Here is a 15,846-nt window from a genome sequence, read left to right as displayed (position 1 = left end):
TTATTTTTATCCAACCGAACCCTCCAATTTTAAGGCTAAAAGTTTATCTGCCTCAGAGGCAAACTCCATAGGTAATTCATTGAAAACATCACTACAAAATCCACTAATTAGCATTGAAACAGATTCTTCGAAATCGATTCCTCTACTTTGTAAGTAAAAAAGTTGATCTTCTGAAATCCTACATGTACTAGCTTCATGTTCAATATTTGATTGAGGTTGTTTGGATTGAATATAGGGATATGTATTTGCGCTGGCTTTGTCTCCGATTAACATGGAGTCACATTGACTGTAATTTCTAGCGCCCTCAGCATTTGGGCTTATGGAGACAAGACCTCTATAGCTGTTTTTAGATTTTCCAGCACTAATACCTTTACTTACGATTTTTGATTTTGTATTTTTTCCTATGTGAATCATCTTTGTCCCAGTATCCGCTTCTTGAAAATTATTTGTTAATGCAATTGAATAAAACTCACCAATTGAATTGTCTCCTTGAAGTACGCAACTTGGGTATTTCCATGTGATGGCAGAACCTGTTTCGACTTGAGACCAGCTTATTTTGCTTCTTTGCCCTCTACATTCACCTCTTTTAGTGACGAAGTTAAATATTCCTCCAACACCTTCTTCATTCCCTGCATACCAGTTTTGCACTGTTGAATATTTAATAGAAGCATCATCAAGGGCGACAAGCTCAACAACAGCAGCATGAAGAGTATTGGTGTCGAACATGGGGGCTGTACAGCCTTCTAAATAACTAACTGAGGAGGATTCTTCTGCGATGATTAAAGTTCGTTCAAATTGCCCAGTGTCTCCAGAATTTATTCGAAAATAAGATGATAATTCCATTGGGCATTCGACACCTTTAGGTATATATACAAAGGAACCATCACTGAAAACTGCAGAATTTAAGGCTGCAAAAAAGTTATCATTTATGGGGACAACTGTTCCCATATATTTCTCAACTAAATCTGGATATTCACTAATTGCTTCACTAATAGAGCAGAAAATTACTCCATGCTCAGCGAGTTTTTCCTTGTATGTTGTTGCTATAGAAACACTGTCAAAAACAGCATCTACAGCCACATTAGATAATCTTTTTTGTTCACTAAGTGGTATTCCAAGCTTTTCAAAAGTTTCTAGTAATTTCGGGTCAACTTCATCTAAACTTTGTTTCTTAATATCTTTTTTAGGAGCTGCATAATAAACTAGATCTTGATAATTTACTTTCGAATAAGTTAAACCAGACCAATCAGGCTCTTCCATCTTTAACCATTGTTCATAAGCTCTTAAACGAAATCTCAATAGAAAATCTGGTTCATTCTTTTTTGCAGAAATCAATCTAATAATATCTTCACTCAATCCTTTGGGGATCTTTTCAGTTTCTATTTCAGTTATGAAACCATATTTATAAGGTTGGGAAACAATTTCTTCGACAGTATTAGTTTTGGTCATTTTATTTTGATTAAATCAAGTAGTAGTAGTTTTTTATTTATGAAAAGTTTGGCTTTGAGATCCACAATAATCTTCAATTATGACATTTGAAGCTCATCATTTGATCAGAGTGTTTTGATTGTTGGATCTCAAGCGTCATTCTAAGTCAAATCAAGGGGGGGAACCCAGTGTTACGAAAGAAATTTTTATGTCCTATCACTTTAAGCCAAAATCCTTACAATCGTTTCAAGTTCTAATTGAGCTGGGAAAAAAATTTTAATCTTTTTTGAATCCCTTGAAGATTTTTAATATATTCAAATAGCTATATAAATGCTTATTAATACTACTGATCTGATCTGCCAATTTTTTTTGACTTTCAATATTTAATGAATGAATACCTTTATTCTTTTTAGAAGTGAAAGAATCCAAGATAAAATCTATGAAAAGATAAATATTCTTTTAAACTTTAGTGGTAAGAGATGCTCCTCCTAGCAGATGACGGAACCTACTTTTGTCGATAATTCTGAAAATAGTCCGTTAAGTAAAGAGGATATCAATTTAATTTCATTGACTAACCTTTCAATCAGTGAAAAGCATCATCTCAGGATGCTTGCACATTGCTTGCAGTGTTTTAAATCCATGAGTAAGAAAAATCATGGAGGCTTGATTCCTGTGAAGGAGGAATGGCTGGAGTGGTGTTTGGAGAATCCCTTAATGCTGCAAGATGACGAGTTTGTGCAGGTGATGTTTGAGCAATTTGCTGGGGCAGCGAACCAGTTAGAAAGATTGTCAAATGATTTGAAAATTGCTCCATTGGATTTGACTTTGAGCAATTTAATTGAGGCATATAGGGCTTGAAATTTTTCTTGCTCATGCATGAAAAAATATTGGCTTGACGATGATGATCCCAAAGAAAAACAGTCGAAGAAATTTTAAAAATATCGATTCATAGTTTTTATTGAGCTGGAATTAATTTTGTTTGTTGGAAATTTGTTAAACGCAAACGAACTCCTTGTTTCTAGTTATTGCAACAGTTTTTACATGTAGATACCACTTTTTGGACTCTTCTTGGAGTCAGTAGATGCTGACCACATCAACGAGAAGAGCACATTTCATCACATACTTATCGCACTGATCCCAAACAAAAAATGGAGGTTTATGGGCGTGACTTTTGATCAAGAATCCCTGTCACGTTTAACACTTCGTCAGCTCCGTATTAAAGCGAGTGAATTAGGTATTCCTCTTTACAGTAGAAAATCAAAGGCTGATCTAGTTAAAAGTGTTTTGCTGTATGAAGAGCAGAAAGAAAGTGAAAAACAGTTAATAAACAATAAAGACGAATCTTCTAAAGAAATCACATATTCAAGTTCTTCACAGACCAAAGTCGTCTTTCTACCTCGAGATCCCGAATGGGCATATATATTTTGGGAGATATCAGATACTGATCGATCTAATGCACAAAATGAAGGTGCCAACAGGCTTTGTTTGCGCTTAGCTGATGTGACTAATAAAAATAATGGAGAAGCCAATCCTGGAACTCTTCAGGAAGTTGTTGTTGATAGTCACAGTACTGAGTGGTACTTACCTATTCCGTTAGGTGGTAGAGACTACAAAGTTGAACTGGGTTATCGCATTGGTCATAAGTGGATGTCACTTGCTTTTTCATCTTCAGCCAAAGTACCTTCTCTACACCCAAGTGATCAAATTCTTGATCAATTTGTTCCTTTTAGCTTGGAAGCGCCAGTTACCACATCTTCTGGATCTCTTGAAGAAACTGTTTCTACTGACCAACCCGATAGTGGTCTGCATGAGCGTTTATATCAATCTGCTACTACAAAGTTTAGGACTAGACGAGTTGGCTCAGAAGAATTTCAAGAGGGTGCACCAAATGATCAAAGTTTGAATAATGAATCTGGTAGTGGACTTTGGGCTAGTGGCTTAAATGAATCTGGTATTGGAGGAGTTCCTCAAGCACGATCTTTTTGGCTCGTTGCTGATGCTGAATTAATTGTCTATGGAGCTACTGATCCCTCGGCTAAATTATTTATTGAAGATCAAGAGGTGCCTTTAGCAAATGATGGAACCTTTAGATTGCAAGTTCCTTTTAGAGATGGTGTTCAAAACTATTCAATTAAAGCGATTGATAAAGATGGCGTGGATTCCAGGAACATAACAATGAAATTTGAAAGAGTTACTCCAGTAGACAATACTAATCCAAATTCAAAAGCTGAATCAGAATGGTTTTAAATCTACTCTCAATTAATTGATGGTTCGCTTAATTGTTGCATTTACTCCTTTAGTAGGTGCCATAGCTTTTCCTTTATTAATTCCTACTACGATTGAGCATCTTGGATTAGGCCCTGGTGTCTTAAGTGCTTTGATTTTAAGTACTATTTGGTTTGTCGCTATGCTTCGTACTTCTGAAATGCCTCACTGAATTAAAAGTGTTGTTATTTCATGTTCGATTCTTTTTTTATATTATTCACTAATTTATTTTCAAAGTGTTTTCTTCAGAATTTAGCCAACTTACAGTTAAGTTAAACTCACCTTTTACTGATCAGAAACCAGGCACTTCTGGATTAAGAAAAAGTACTTTACAGTTCGAAGAGGCTCATTACCTTGAGAGTTTTATTGAATCAATCTTGTGTTCCCTGCCTGGGGTGCAAGGAGGTGTTTTGGTTGTGGGAGGTGATGGTAGATATGGCAACAAAAGAGCGATTGATATTATTATTAGGATGGCAGCTGCACATGGAATTCAAAAAGTCATAACAACTGTAGATGGGATTTTGTCGACCCCTGCGGCTTCTAATTTGATTCGAATCAATAAAGCAATAGGTGGAATTATTTTATCTGCTAGTCACAATCCAGGTGGACTGGAAGGTGATTTTGGAGTCAAGCTAAATGGCTCAAATGGAGGACCTGCCTCGGAATCTTTAACTGATGAAATTTATAATTACTCCAAGAATCTTAAAGAATATAAGATCATAAAATGTCAATCAAATAATTCTTATTCACTTGGTAAATACAACTTAGCTTCAATGGTTGTAGAGATCATTGATGGAATAGACGATTACTTAGATTTAATGAAAAAAATATTTGATTTTGATTTGATTAGTTCCTATATCAATAAAGATTTTCCGATCGTTTTTGATGCATTAAATGCTGTTACAGGGCCATATGCAAAGCGTCTTTTTGTTGATCTTTTAGGAGCTAATCCAGAAACAGTAAGAAATGGAATACCTTTGGAAGATTTTGGAGGCCTTCATCCTGATCCAAATTTGACGTATGCAAAAGATCTGGCTGACTTGCTTTTAAAAGGCAATTTATTTTCCTTCGGAGCAGCATGTGATGGGGATGGGGATAGAAATATGATTTTAGGACGTGGTTGCTTCGTAAACCCTAGTGATAGCCTTGCAATTTTAGCTGCTAATTACGACTGTGTGCCAGGCTATGCTAAAGGTTTATCGGGTGTCGCTCGTTCCATGCCTACGAGTTCAGCTGTAGATGTTGTAGCAAAACATTTAGGGATTAATTGCTTTGAAACTCCTACTGGGTGGAAATTCTTTGGCAACCTTTTGGACGCTAATCAAATTACTCTTTGTGGAGAGGAGAGCTTTGGGACTGGAAGTGATCATGTAAGAGAGAAAGATGGATTGTGGGCTGTGCTCTTTTGGTTGCAGATACTTGCTTCAAAGAAAAAGTCTGTTTCTGAGATAATGAAAAATCATTGGCTATTTTTTGGTCGCCATTACTATTCTCGGCATGATTATGAATCTATTCCATCTGAAGTTGCAAATTCTTTGTATTCCAGATTGAGCAATATGCTTCCCACTTTAAAAGATCAATCTTTTGCGGGAAGGATAGTGAAAAATGCTGATGATTTTAGCTATACAGATCCAGTTGATGGTTCAATTACTCTTAATCAGGGTTTAAGAATTTTATTAGATGATGGTAGTCGAGTGTTAGTACGACTTTCTGGTACGGGTACCCAAGGAGCTACTTTGAGAGTTTACTTTGAAAGCTTTGTTCCAAGTGATGGTGATATCACTCAAGATCCGCAGTTAGCCTTGGACCCTTTCATTAAAAGTATTGATTCTCTAGCTGAGATTTCAAAACGAACAGGCATGTCCTCTCCGACAGTTATTACCTAGATCAAAAATCTTCTAATTTGAAATCATCAAAACAACTGTATAAGTATTTTTTTGCTTTTAGAGTTAAAAAAATATTTGTTTATCAGTTTTGGCCAAAGATCTGTTTGCTTTTAATGGTGAACAGCTAATTCAGAATAATGCTCCTTTAGCTGATCGCTTACGACCTAAAACACTTGATGAATTTGTGGGTCAAGATCACATTCTTGCTCAAGGACGTTTATTGAGACGCTCAATTGTTGCTGATAAAGTAGGCAATTTATTGCTTTATGGACCACCAGGAGTTGGTAAGACTACTTTGGCTAGGATTATCGCCTCAAATACCTTATCTCATTTTAGTGTCGTAAATGCTGCCCTGGCTGGGATCAAGGATTTGAGATCTGAGATTGAGTCTGCAATAGATAGATTAAATAAATATGGTAAACGCACGATTTTATTTATTGATGAGGTTCATAGATTTAATACGGCTCAACAAGATGCCTTATTACCTTGGGTTGAAAATGGAACTTTGACTCTTATTGGGGCAACTACGGAAAATCCATATTTTGAAGTTAATAAAGCTTTGGTCAGCAGATCTAGACTATTTCGTTTAAATAGTCTGAATTCAAAAGCTTTACATCAGTTGCTGCAAAGAGCCTTGAGCGATAAGGAAAGGGGGTATGGGTTGAAATTAATCAATTTATCTAGTGAAGCTGCGGATCATTTGGTTGATGTGTCTAATGGTGATGCAAGGGTTCTGCTTAATGCGCTTGAACTTGCTGTAGAAAGCACTATTGCAAATCAAGATAGTTCAATATGTATTGATCTCAAGATTGCTGAGGATTCAATTCAAGAACGAGCGATTTTATACGACAAACAAGGTGATGCTCATTTTGATACGATCAGCGCTTTTATTAAGTCATTACGAGGCTCGGATCCAGATGCTGCATTGTTTTGGCTGGCTAGAATGTTGGAGGCTGGAGAAAATCCACGCTTTATTTTTAGACGTATGCTCATCGCTGCTGGAGAGGATATTGGTCTAGCTGATCCCAGTGCAATTGTAATAGTTGAGTCATGCGCGGCGGCTTATGATCGAATAGGTTTGCCAGAGGGTATTTACCCACTAGCGCAGGCAACCTTGTACTTAGCCGCCACTGAAAAAAGCAATAGTGTGAAGGCTATTTTTAAGGCAGTTCAGAAAGTTAAAGATTCCCAAAAGCAGAATGTTCCGTCTCATCTTAAAGATGCAAACCGAGATCAAGAAGCATTTGGAGATGGCCTGGGTTACAGATATCCTCACTCATTTTCAAAAAATTGGGTACCTCAGCAATATTTACCAGATAGTTTGCTAAAAGAGAATTTTTGGGAGCCAACTGAACATGGATGGGAAGGGCAAAGACGATCTCTCTTGAATGAGAGACGATCTGAACAAATAGCTTCAGTAGTTGAAGTTGAGCAACAAAATCCTTTAATTATTACGTCTGGAAAAGTTGATAGTGACTTGGAGAAATGGTTATATCGCCAAGCTTTGCAAGAAGGGGAACGATTAAAAAACTTGATGATTAAATTATGGTCGGGTATTACTTGGAGGAAAAATCATAGAGTTTTAGTCTTAACACCTAGTTCTTTGCTTTGGTCTTTAAAGCCTTTAAGAGAGGCATCTGAAGGTGGAGTTGTTTTGGCTGTTGCAGAAGATAATCATCCAAGGTTATTAGCTGAATTAGAAGTTTTAGCTCCTATGGAGCGACCTGTTTTAATTGATTCAAAAGTTGAATCAATTAAAAAATTAGAACACAATCTCAAATTTGAGGTGATTGGAGGAAGGATTCCATGGAAAGTTTTTTCTGAAATAAATTTTTCGGAATTGTGGCCGATTCTTACTGAAAAATGTACAGAGAATGCAGAATTAAGTTTAATTATAAGTAACCCATCCTCTGGTCCTGCACTTTCGTTAAAGGAAAGCTTAGAAGCTTATAGCAAAAATAAAAATAATGATTTTTTATTATTAGACAATTTAATTTGCAAAGAAGAGGAGTGGTTGCACAATCAAGATTATAAAAAGAAATTTATTCTACAATTAGAAAAATTAGGCTGGAATATTTCTTTTGAGGAATGGACTGAGTTTGTATATCAAAAAGTTGATAGTTTTACAATTAAAAGATGGCTTAATGAAGGAAGTGAATATCGAGAAATCATTCTAAAAAATTGTAAGGAAGAAACATTAGATCGATTGCAGAAATTATTTAAAAGATTGGAAGGCCAGACTATAAAACAGAAACTTTTACATACTAAATATGTTGCCAAAAGAATAATTAATTAAGGCAAATTATTGGTTCTCTTCTTATGGAATCTTCATCTAATGCAATCGCATAAGTCCACTGATCATGAATTCGTTCGTAAATTTTTACTTTGTATCCAAGTTCTTTATGATATGCAAATAATGATTTATTTTTCCAAAGCCATTGATTTATATTAGTTGATATTTTTCCACTCTGCCATTTGATTGCGGCTTCTTTTACTACCCATCTTTTTAGTACTATTTCTTTAGCTTGACTTGCTGTTAAATATTCTATTTCGCTATTTTCATCGTGAGTGAAAAAGCGTTTGGACAATTTATGAGCGTGAAACTGTCTATCCTTTCTTTCTATGTCTACACCAATTTTTGTTGAAGACCATCCTATTAATAACGCATCAGAACAGTGGCTCATGCTGATATGCCCCAACCCATCCGCTAATAAAGGTGGCTTCCCAGGATCGGCTTTAAGAGGTATATCAAGAGGGTCTAAGCCTGTCATGTTAGACATGACTTGTCTAAGGCAGCCTCTAGAAAAGTGGTAATTTAATGCTCTCCTTGGGGTTAAATTGTTAACCCATTTTTTCTCTTCGCTGCTTATGGGTAAAAGTTTTGATGGCATCAAAAAAAGCCAAAGACCTAGTACGCTTTGATTGTTTATTTGAGTAGTAATCATGACTCTCTGTATAGGCGATTCTGCACCAGATTTCACTCTCCCTAATCAAGATGGTGTTGATACCAATCTCTCATCATTCAAAGGGTCGAGAGTTGTAATTTATTTTTATCCAAAAGATGATACTCCTGGTTGCACTAAGGAAGCTTGCAGCTTTAGAGATAATTGGGACCTTTTTGAATCAAACAATATTCAAGTTTTAGGTATTAGTAAGGATGCCTCGAAATCGCATATAAAATTCATTGATAAACATAAACTGCCATTTATACTTTTAACTGATATTGAGCCTTGTCCTGTCGCGGCATCATACGAAAGTTATGGCTTGAAGAAATTTATGGGTAGAGAGTATTATGGAATGATGAGACATACTTTCGTTATAGATAAAGATGGGAAAATAGAATTAATCTATTTAAAAGTAAAATCAGAAAATATGGCTAATCAAATTTTAAATGATCTTAAACTGAATTAATTTTTTGGTCTATATCAATCATTCCTTCTAGAACTAGATTCGGACAGTAATTTATATCAATATTTGTATTTTTAAGTTCATTTAATATCAGAGGAGCATCACCTCCGCACATCCATATTGGTAATTTTGTCTCCTCGAAAATTTTTAAGATTAATCCTAATAAGCCATTTATGGCACCTCTGACCATTGCATTTTTAGTTTCATGTTGAAATGTCTCTATTGGAATTGTCTTGATGATTGGATTTTCTAAATTGAATGAACCATTTGCCATCGAAGATAATTGAAGTCTTAATCCAGAAATTAATTGCCCTCCAGCGAATACACCTTTTTTTGTTATTTTTGTGACGCTCATGATTGTGCCTGCATCAATAACAATTAAGTCTTGCTCTTTGCTTTTGAAAGATGATTGCTTTTTATAAGCACTCCATGAAGCTAGAGCTCTATCAATCCCTAAATTAGATGGAAGATTGATGAGCGGAACATCATCTAAATGTATTTTTTTTGAAGGGCATAATGTAATGTTCTCAGGGACGGAACCAACTGAGGCCCAAGTTAATTGAGAATAATCTTTATCTTTAAATTCGATGGGATTTGGCGAGGTATGAAAATATTTCCAATCTTTTTTTCTCTTGCTTGCCCAATGCCATCTTGTATTCCCAATCATTAAGTAATTTTTTTCTGAAAACACCAGCTATATTCCTTCTCCTAAAAAATTATTTTCATCAACATGAATTCCACACTCTTCACTGACCCCTCCAAATCTTGTTGATCTTCCTTTGGAATTATTATTTTCAGCTACGCTTGAATGCCAATCTCCAACAGTTGAATAGCCTTTTTCAAATAAAGGGTGTTGAGGTAAATCATTATTTTCCATGTAATAGAAAATATCTTTCTTAGTCCATTTTAAGAGTGGTCGTAGAGTTAAACGGTCTCTGATGTAATCAATATGTGACATGGATTCTCTGTTTTTGGTTTGACCTTTACGTACTCCGCTAGCCCAACAAAGAGCGTCGAGTTCTGATAAGACATTTTCTAAAGGTTCAATTTTTCGTATTTGGTGATATTTGTTTAGATCTCTTAGTTCGCCAGTTTCCCAAAGTTTTCCATATATTGCTTCCATCCTGGCTGGTGAGATAGAGCTTTGGGCTACGATTAAATCTAATTCGAATAGTTTTGTTAGTTCTTCTGCATAGTTATAAGTTTCTTTAGGTAAATAACCAGTATCTATCCAAATCACCTTTGGTTTTTTTCTAGATTTTAAAGCCACTGTCATATGAAGTAAAACAGCAGATTGGATTCCAAAACTGGTTGTTAAAACAAATTTCTCATCAAATTTCTCATGGGCCCATTGGAGTTGATCTTGAGCAGCAAGTTTTTCAAGATATTTACTTGTTTCATCAATTGATTCCACCAGAAAAGATTGAGCAAAGTTAATTGATTCTCTCAAATCACCGGTATGATTGTCTTGGGATTCTTTCTGCATATTTGAGAATTGAATGCCGAATCGGTCAAAGTTTGTTTAGGGTCTTTAAAATCATCTTATATCTAGTCCCTATGGACTTGAACAATTTGAAATCTGACCCAATAGTTGTTGTTGGTGGTGGCTTTGGAGGCCTGGCTACTGTTCAAGCTTTGTTAGCCAAGTCAGATGGAACTTCAGTGATTTTGATTGATGAAGGCAATAGATTTCTTTTTAAGCCATTGCTTTATGAGTTATTAAGCGGTGAGCTCCAATTATGGGAGGTGGCACCTCAGTATTCTGATTTAGCTTCAGAATTAGGATTTATTTTTTTACAAGAATGTGTAGTTGAAATTGATGAAATAGCACAAAAGTTAATTACTTCATCTGAGATTGAAATAACTTATTCTCAACTTGTCATTAGCACAGGAGTGACAACTAATTATTCCTTGCTAGAAAATTTACAAGACTATGCTTGTGGCTTTTCTAATTTAAATGATTTTCAAATAATTAAAAAGTTAATAACTAAAATAAATAATTCTTCTGAATATACTAATCCTATAGTAATTGCTGGAGCCGGCCCAACCGGTGTTGAGCTTGCATGTAAAATTTCTGATTTAATAAAAGATCGGGTTGAAATATATTTAGTTGATAAAGGAGATAAAATTCTACCTACATGCAAATCATTTAATAGAGAAAAAGCAATCGAAGAAATAGGTAAGAGAAATATTAGAGTTTATTTAGATTATTTAATAAAATCTGTTGATAAAACTTTTTTAGAACTTTACAGTACTGATAATAAAAAAATTAATAATTACATTAAAATTGATTATTCTACTTTATTATGGACTGCAGGATTAAAATCGTCAAAATTAAAATTTTTATATCATTTTTTGAATGAAAATCAGAAGATTAAAGTAAATAAATTTATGCAAATGGATGAATATAAAAATATTTTTTTCGTTGGAGATATCACATTTTGTGAAAATGCCCCCTTCCCTTCTTCCGCTCAAGTTGCAATGCAGCAAGGTTCTTTAGTGGCTCAAAATATTATTTCTCTAAGGAAGGGAAATGAACTTAAACCATTCCAATTTGAAGATCTTGGAGAAATGTTGAGTCTTGGCATTGGTAATGCATCTATTACTGGCTATGGAATTACCTTGGCAGGACCCCTTGCTTTTGAAATTAGGCGTTTTGCATATTTAATGAGAATGCCAGGGTTTCTTCTATCGTTTAAATCCTCTGGTTCATGGCTATTTAGTAAAAAAATAATTAATCGTTTATTTTCCCAATCTCCTTAGCTCCTTTACGCAGTAGTCTTAAAATTAATACTTGGACAGAGTCAGTTGAAAAGGTTATTAATTAAATAATATGAATGAGATATTAACTGTTTTTGAAAATCCAAAAGCTGTCATAACTTTGGCAGTGTTGATTAGTGCAGTTTGTTTATTTGTAAGTAGTGCTCTAGCTCCTGAACTGACTGGACTTTTGAGTGTCTCACTATTAATGGCAACAGGAGTTCTTTCTCCTCAAAAAGCATTGGCTGGTTTTGGAAGTCCTGCTTTGATTACATTGATGGGCTTATTTGCAGTTTCTGCTGCACTTTTTAAAAGTGGAGCTCTTGATCGTTTAAGAGAGTTAATAGCTTCTGAAAGTATTCGAACTCCGCGTAGGTTAATAGCTTTGCTTGGATTGGTTGTTGCTCCTGTGTCAGGCGTTGTTCCTAATACTCCAGTGGTGGCTTCACTTTTACCAGTTATCGAGGCTTGGTGTGTAAAGCGAAAATTATCGCCTTCTCGTGTTTTGCTGCCACTATCTTTCGCTACGGTATTAGGTGGCACATTAACACTTTTGGGTAGTTCAGTAAATTTGTTAGTGAGTGATATTAGCGATCAACTTGGCTACGGTTCTTTTGATCTTTTTACTTTTACTGCAATAGGTATACCAATATGGTTGCTTGGGACAGCTTATATGTTGTTAGCTCCTCAATCTTTACTCCCTGATAGAGGAAGAATTAGCTCAGAGTATGGGGGTAGTTCGGATCAAACTGGTTATTTTACGGAGGTCACAATTCCTTCTGATTCTGAATTGGTTGGGAATTCCTTGAGGAATAGTCGCTTGCAAAGAAGATTTGATGTCGATGTTTTAGAAATACAGCGAGAGAATGAGAGACTTTTACCACCTTTGGCTGATCGAATAATTCAATCTGGAGATCGCTTGTTGATAAGAATTACACGCTCAGATCTTTTGCGATTAAAACAAGAACATACAGTTCAATTAACTAAAGATTTAAATACTGAAAAGAATTTTTTTCTATCCAATACTGATGAAGGTCAACAAACTGTAGAGGTCCTTTTGCCAGCTGGCTCAACCTTGGCTGGCGCGAGTTTGAGAGAATTACGATTTAGGCAAAGGCATAATGCAACTGTTTTAGCTTTAAGACGAGGGCAGCAAACTGTTCAAGAAAGATTGGGCCAAGCAATTTTACGAGAGGGGGATGTATTACTTCTTCAAGCACCCAGAGATTCAATTAGAGGATTGCAAGATAGTAATGATCTACTCGTTTTAGATCAATTTGATAATGATCTACCAACTGTCACAAGAAAACCTATAGCAATTGGTATCGCCATTGCTATGTTGATTCTTCCTTCACTTACTGAGTTACCTCTTGTTGCTTCGGTTTTATTGGCAGTAATTGGAATGGTTTGGGGTGGATGTTTAAGGCCCGCAGAGGTTCAAAGATCAATTCGACTTGATGTAATTCTTTTGCTTGGATCTCTCTCTAGTTTTAGTGTCGCAATGCAAAACACAGGCCTTGCAGATGCTTTTGCGAATATTTTAATTTTTATATTGAAAGACCTATCTACTTATTCCGCTTTACTAGTAATTTTTCTCTCGACTACAATATTCACTCAATTTGTCAGTAACGCCGCTTCAGTAGCTCTTTTGGCACCAATTGCTGTTCAACTGGCGCCAAGTATGGATCTACCTCCTTTGGCTTTATTGATAACAGTTCTTTTTGGCGCTAGTCAATCTTTTCTTACTCCTATGGGTTACCAGACAAACCTTATGGTATTTGGACCTGGGCGTTATCAGTTCTTAGATGTCACTAGATACGGAGCTGGGTTGACCATCTTGATGACGTTTCTTGTTCCTGGGTTGATTTTGCTAAAGTATGGCATTTCTTAAATATGATGGATGTGATTGTTAATTTAGAAAAAAATCCAAATTTTTCATTAGATTTTGATTATTTAATCTTTTCAGAATTAGTCTCCATTTATTGTCGAAAAAAGTGAGTATTAGGCAAGAAACTTATAGAAGGCTTACAGTTCCACAGTTTACAGTGGTAACTGGTTTGCTTGTGATTACTTTTGGAACATTATTATTAGCTACGCCTTTATGTTCTCATGCAAATGTAGGCTTGTGGGAGGCATTTTTTACGGCAACTTCTGCTGTCACCGTTACTGGATTATCTATTATTGATATAGGACTAGATTTGACATTTTTTGGGCAAATAATTTTAGCGATTATGTTATTAACTGGGGGCCTTGGTTTAATGGCTATTACGACGTTTCTACAGGGCTTTATTGTTAGTGGAACAGAATTAAAAACACGTCTTGATAGAGGAAAAACTCTTGATGAATTTGGAGTCGGTGGTGTGGGAAGAACTTTTAAAGGGATTGCGATTACAGCCTCTATTCTTATTTTTCTTGGTGCTATTACCTTGTATTTTTTTGGTTTCAATAATATAACTAGCTCAAGTGAGAGGATCTGGGCATCAATTTTTCATAGTATATCTGCTTATAATAATGCTGGATTTAGTTTATGGTCAAATAGTTTACAAGATTATAGAAGTAATTGGGTAGTGAATTTTGTTTTAATTACTTTAATTATATTAGGTGGTTTTGGATGGAGGGTAACTAATGATATATGGATAAATCGTAGATCTTTAAAATTAAGAAATTTAAGTCTTCATACACGTTTAGTAATTAGATCATCTTTTATATTAATTTCTCTGGGATTCTTCGGATTGCTTTTTACTGAATCGTTAGCTAGGGGTAGTTTCTTTTCGTTAATTACTTTCGATGATCGTATTTTAACCTCTCTATTTACTTCTGTTAGTGCGAGAACTGCAGGTTTTACTAATTTACCTATATCAATCGAGAGTGTCTCTGACTCTGGCCTTCTGTTGTTAATGTTTCTTATGTTTATTGGAGCAAGTCCAGGTGGCACTGGAGGCGGAATTAAGACAACAACTATTGCTGCATTAATGGCAGCTACAAGAGCAACTTTACGTGGTCAAAATGAAATTATTATTCGGAATCGGCAGATATCTGACAAAGTAATTCTGAAAGCTGTAGGTATTACTGTTGGTTCATTTTTATTTGTATTAATTATGGCTCTATTATTAAGTTTGAGTAATGGTTTTAATAGTGGAGAGAATTTTTCATTTTTAGAAATGCTTTTCACTTGTATTTCTGCTTTTGCAACTGTAGGTTTCGATCTTGGCGTTACCTCTAAGCTAGGACATGTAGGTCAATTAATTCTGATTATTGGAATGTTTGTTGGCAGACTGGGAATCCTTTTATTCTTGAGCGCTGTATGGCAAGCTCTTAATAAAAGCAAGCTTCAACATCGCAATCGAATTGGCTATCCGAGGGAGGATCTTTATGTTTAAGGAGGACAAATCATGAGTGATTGGTGGCAATGGTCTCCCATAAAAGCAAACCAGAAACTTGGTTTTGCTGTAGTTGGGATTGGTCGTTTTGGAAGTGCTGTCTGTAGAGAACTATTGAGAAATGGCGCTGATGTTTTGGCTGTTGATTTCTCAGAGAAGGCAATAGAGGAATTACGTCAACTCGAGCCAACAATTGAAGCTAGGGTGGTTGATTCAACGGATGAAGAGTCTATGAAAGAGGCAGGTGTCCTTGAAATGGGGACTGTAGTGGTCGGCATTAGTGAGCCAATTGAGGCAAGTATTACGACAACTCTTATTGCTAAAGATACAGAGGGAAGTTTTGTTAAGCAGGTTATTGCTAGAGCAACAAGTGATCTACATGAAAAAATGCTGAAAAGGGTTGGTGCTGATCGGGTGGTATTCCCTTCGAGAATGCAAGGAGAAAGATTGGGTTTGGAATTAGTTAGACCTAATTTGATTGAAAGATTAGAACTCGATGATAAAACCGGTATTGATGAGATTAAAGTTCCTGAGGTGTTTGTAGGCCGTTCTTTAAGAGATTTGAATCTTAGAAAAAATTATTTTGTTAACGTTTTAGCTGCTGGTCCTGCTCAATTACTGACGGTCAATCCTCCAGCTAAATATATTTTAGAAAAAGATCATGTACTCGTAGTTATGGGCTCAATGGAAGATCTTCAAAAGCTGCCTCAAACTTAATC

At 35.6% G+C, this 15,846-nt stretch carries 14 protein-coding genes; 10 read left to right on the top strand and 4 right to left on the bottom strand.

From position 1 onward, the window contains the following. Nucleotides 1-6 precede the first annotated feature (6 nt). Nucleotides 7-1,449 (bottom strand): Fe-S cluster assembly protein SufB, encoded by a 1,443-nt coding sequence (gene sufB, locus SIB75_RS10500; protein WP_413683274.1) that lies wholly within the window; start codon nucleotides 1,447-1,449, stop codon nucleotides 7-9. Nucleotides 1,450-1,923: 474 nt separating this feature from the next. Between sufB and SIB75_RS10495 the strand changes: the two genes are divergently transcribed. The 5 genes from SIB75_RS10495 to SIB75_RS10475 all read left to right on the top strand — a co-directional run bounded on the left by SIB75_RS10495 (nucleotide 1,924) and on the right by SIB75_RS10475 (nucleotide 7,875). Next, nucleotides 1,924-2,286 carry a hypothetical protein gene (locus SIB75_RS10495; protein WP_413683273.1) on the top strand — a complete coding sequence of 121 codons (363 nt, stop codon included), beginning with the start codon at nucleotides 1,924-1,926 and terminating at the stop codon, nucleotides 2,284-2,286. Between the two features lie 306 nt (nucleotides 2,287-2,592). Further along, nucleotides 2,593-3,675: a DUF4912 domain-containing protein gene (locus tag SIB75_RS10490; RefSeq protein WP_413684867.1), complete on the top strand. Its 1,083-nt coding sequence runs from the start codon at nucleotides 2,593-2,595 to the stop codon at nucleotides 3,673-3,675. Between the two features lie 19 nt (nucleotides 3,676-3,694). Next, the gene (locus SIB75_RS10485; RefSeq protein ID WP_413683272.1) at nucleotides 3,695-3,865 is read left to right on the top strand and encodes a hypothetical protein; all 171 of its coding nucleotides are present in this window, start codon (nucleotides 3,695-3,697) and stop codon (nucleotides 3,863-3,865) included. A gap of 64 nt (nucleotides 3,866-3,929) precedes the next feature. Continuing rightward, nucleotides 3,930-5,579 carry an alpha-D-glucose phosphate-specific phosphoglucomutase gene (locus tag SIB75_RS10480; protein ID WP_413683271.1) on the top strand — a complete coding sequence of 550 codons (1,650 nt, stop codon included), beginning with the start codon at nucleotides 3,930-3,932 and terminating at the stop codon, nucleotides 5,577-5,579. An 88-nt stretch (nucleotides 5,580-5,667) separates the two neighbouring features. Further along, nucleotides 5,668-7,875 carry an AAA family ATPase gene (locus SIB75_RS10475; protein WP_413683270.1) on the top strand — a complete coding sequence of 736 codons (2,208 nt, stop codon included), beginning with the start codon at nucleotides 5,668-5,670 and terminating at the stop codon, nucleotides 7,873-7,875. On the opposite strand, the gene SIB75_RS10470 is transcribed toward SIB75_RS10475, so the two are convergent. Beyond that, complete coding sequence (locus SIB75_RS10470) at nucleotides 7,868-8,524, bottom strand: 4'-phosphopantetheinyl transferase family protein (protein WP_413683269.1); 657 nt, start codon at nucleotides 8,522-8,524, stop codon at nucleotides 7,868-7,870. The two genes, SIB75_RS10475 and SIB75_RS10470, sit on opposite strands and share 8 nt — an antisense overlap. Here SIB75_RS10470 and bcp point away from each other — a divergent pair. Next, nucleotides 8,523-8,990 (top strand): thioredoxin-dependent thiol peroxidase, encoded by a 468-nt coding sequence (gene bcp / locus SIB75_RS10465; RefSeq protein WP_413683268.1) that lies wholly within the window; start codon nucleotides 8,523-8,525, stop codon nucleotides 8,988-8,990. The two genes, SIB75_RS10470 and bcp, sit on opposite strands and share 2 nt — an antisense overlap. Here the strand turns inward: bcp and SIB75_RS10460 are convergent. Together SIB75_RS10460 and SIB75_RS10455 are read right to left on the bottom strand one after the other, a co-directional pair. Further along, the gene (locus tag SIB75_RS10460) at nucleotides 8,977-9,678 is read right to left on the bottom strand and encodes a type III pantothenate kinase (protein ID WP_413683267.1); all 702 of its coding nucleotides are present in this window, start codon (nucleotides 9,676-9,678) and stop codon (nucleotides 8,977-8,979) included. The genes bcp and SIB75_RS10460 overlap by 14 nt on opposite strands. Nucleotides 9,679-9,681: 3 nt before the next feature. Further along, nucleotides 9,682-10,473, bottom strand: coding sequence for a phosphoadenylyl-sulfate reductase (locus SIB75_RS10455; protein WP_413683266.1), 792 nt, complete (start codon nucleotides 10,471-10,473; stop codon nucleotides 9,682-9,684). Nucleotides 10,474-10,544: 71 nt separating this feature from the next. Between SIB75_RS10455 and SIB75_RS10450 the strand changes: the two genes are divergently transcribed. From SIB75_RS10450 to SIB75_RS10435, 4 genes are all read left to right on the top strand, one after another. Beyond that, complete coding sequence (locus tag SIB75_RS10450) at nucleotides 10,545-11,750, top strand: NAD(P)/FAD-dependent oxidoreductase (RefSeq protein WP_413683265.1); 1,206 nt, start codon at nucleotides 10,545-10,547, stop codon at nucleotides 11,748-11,750. Nucleotides 11,751-11,820: 70 nt separating this feature from the next. Continuing rightward, entirely contained in the window at nucleotides 11,821-13,638 is a 1,818-nt protein-coding gene (locus SIB75_RS10445; protein ID WP_413683264.1) for an SLC13 family permease, read from the top strand. 103 nt (nucleotides 13,639-13,741) lie between these two features. Next, nucleotides 13,742-15,127: a TrkH family potassium uptake protein gene (locus SIB75_RS10440; RefSeq protein WP_413683263.1), complete on the top strand. Its 1,386-nt coding sequence runs from the start codon at nucleotides 13,742-13,744 to the stop codon at nucleotides 15,125-15,127. A gap of 12 nt (nucleotides 15,128-15,139) precedes the next feature. Beyond that, nucleotides 15,140-15,844: a potassium channel family protein gene (locus SIB75_RS10435; RefSeq protein WP_413683262.1), complete on the top strand. Its 705-nt coding sequence runs from the start codon at nucleotides 15,140-15,142 to the stop codon at nucleotides 15,842-15,844. Nucleotides 15,845-15,846: the final 2 nt, after the last annotated feature.

This window comes from Prochlorococcus sp. MIT 1011, from assembly GCF_047305235.1.
Lineage (GTDB): Bacteria > Cyanobacteriota > Cyanobacteriia > PCC-6307 > Cyanobiaceae > Prochlorococcus_B.
Note: the sequence above shows the minus strand (reverse complement) of the source record. Positions and strands in the feature narration are given on the sequence as shown.

Bases quoted from the DNA above. Each gene is read 5' to 3' on its own strand.
- SIB75_RS10495 (WP_413683273.1), top strand. From the start codon at position 1,924: ATGACGGAACCTACTTTTGTCGATAATTCTGAAAATAGTCCGTTAAGT.
- SIB75_RS10455 (WP_413683266.1), bottom strand. From the start codon at position 10,473: ATGCAGAAAGAATCCCAAGACAATCATACCGGTGATTTGAGAGAATCA.
- SIB75_RS10445 (WP_413683264.1), top strand. From the start codon at position 11,821: ATGAATGAGATATTAACTGTTTTTGAAAATCCAAAAGCTGTCATAACT.
- sufB (WP_413683274.1), bottom strand. From the start codon at position 1,449: ATGACCAAAACTAATACTGTCGAAGAAATTGTTTCCCAACCTTATAAA.
- SIB75_RS10470 (WP_413683269.1), bottom strand. From the start codon at position 8,524: ATGATTACTACTCAAATAAACAATCAAAGCGTACTAGGTCTTTGGCTT.
- SIB75_RS10450 (WP_413683265.1), top strand. From the start codon at position 10,545: ATGGACTTGAACAATTTGAAATCTGACCCAATAGTTGTTGTTGGTGGT.
- SIB75_RS10435 (WP_413683262.1), top strand. From the start codon at position 15,140: ATGAGTGATTGGTGGCAATGGTCTCCCATAAAAGCAAACCAGAAACTT.
- SIB75_RS10485 (WP_413683272.1), top strand. From the start codon at position 3,695: ATGGTTCGCTTAATTGTTGCATTTACTCCTTTAGTAGGTGCCATAGCT.
- bcp (WP_413683268.1), top strand. From the start codon at position 8,523: ATGACTCTCTGTATAGGCGATTCTGCACCAGATTTCACTCTCCCTAAT.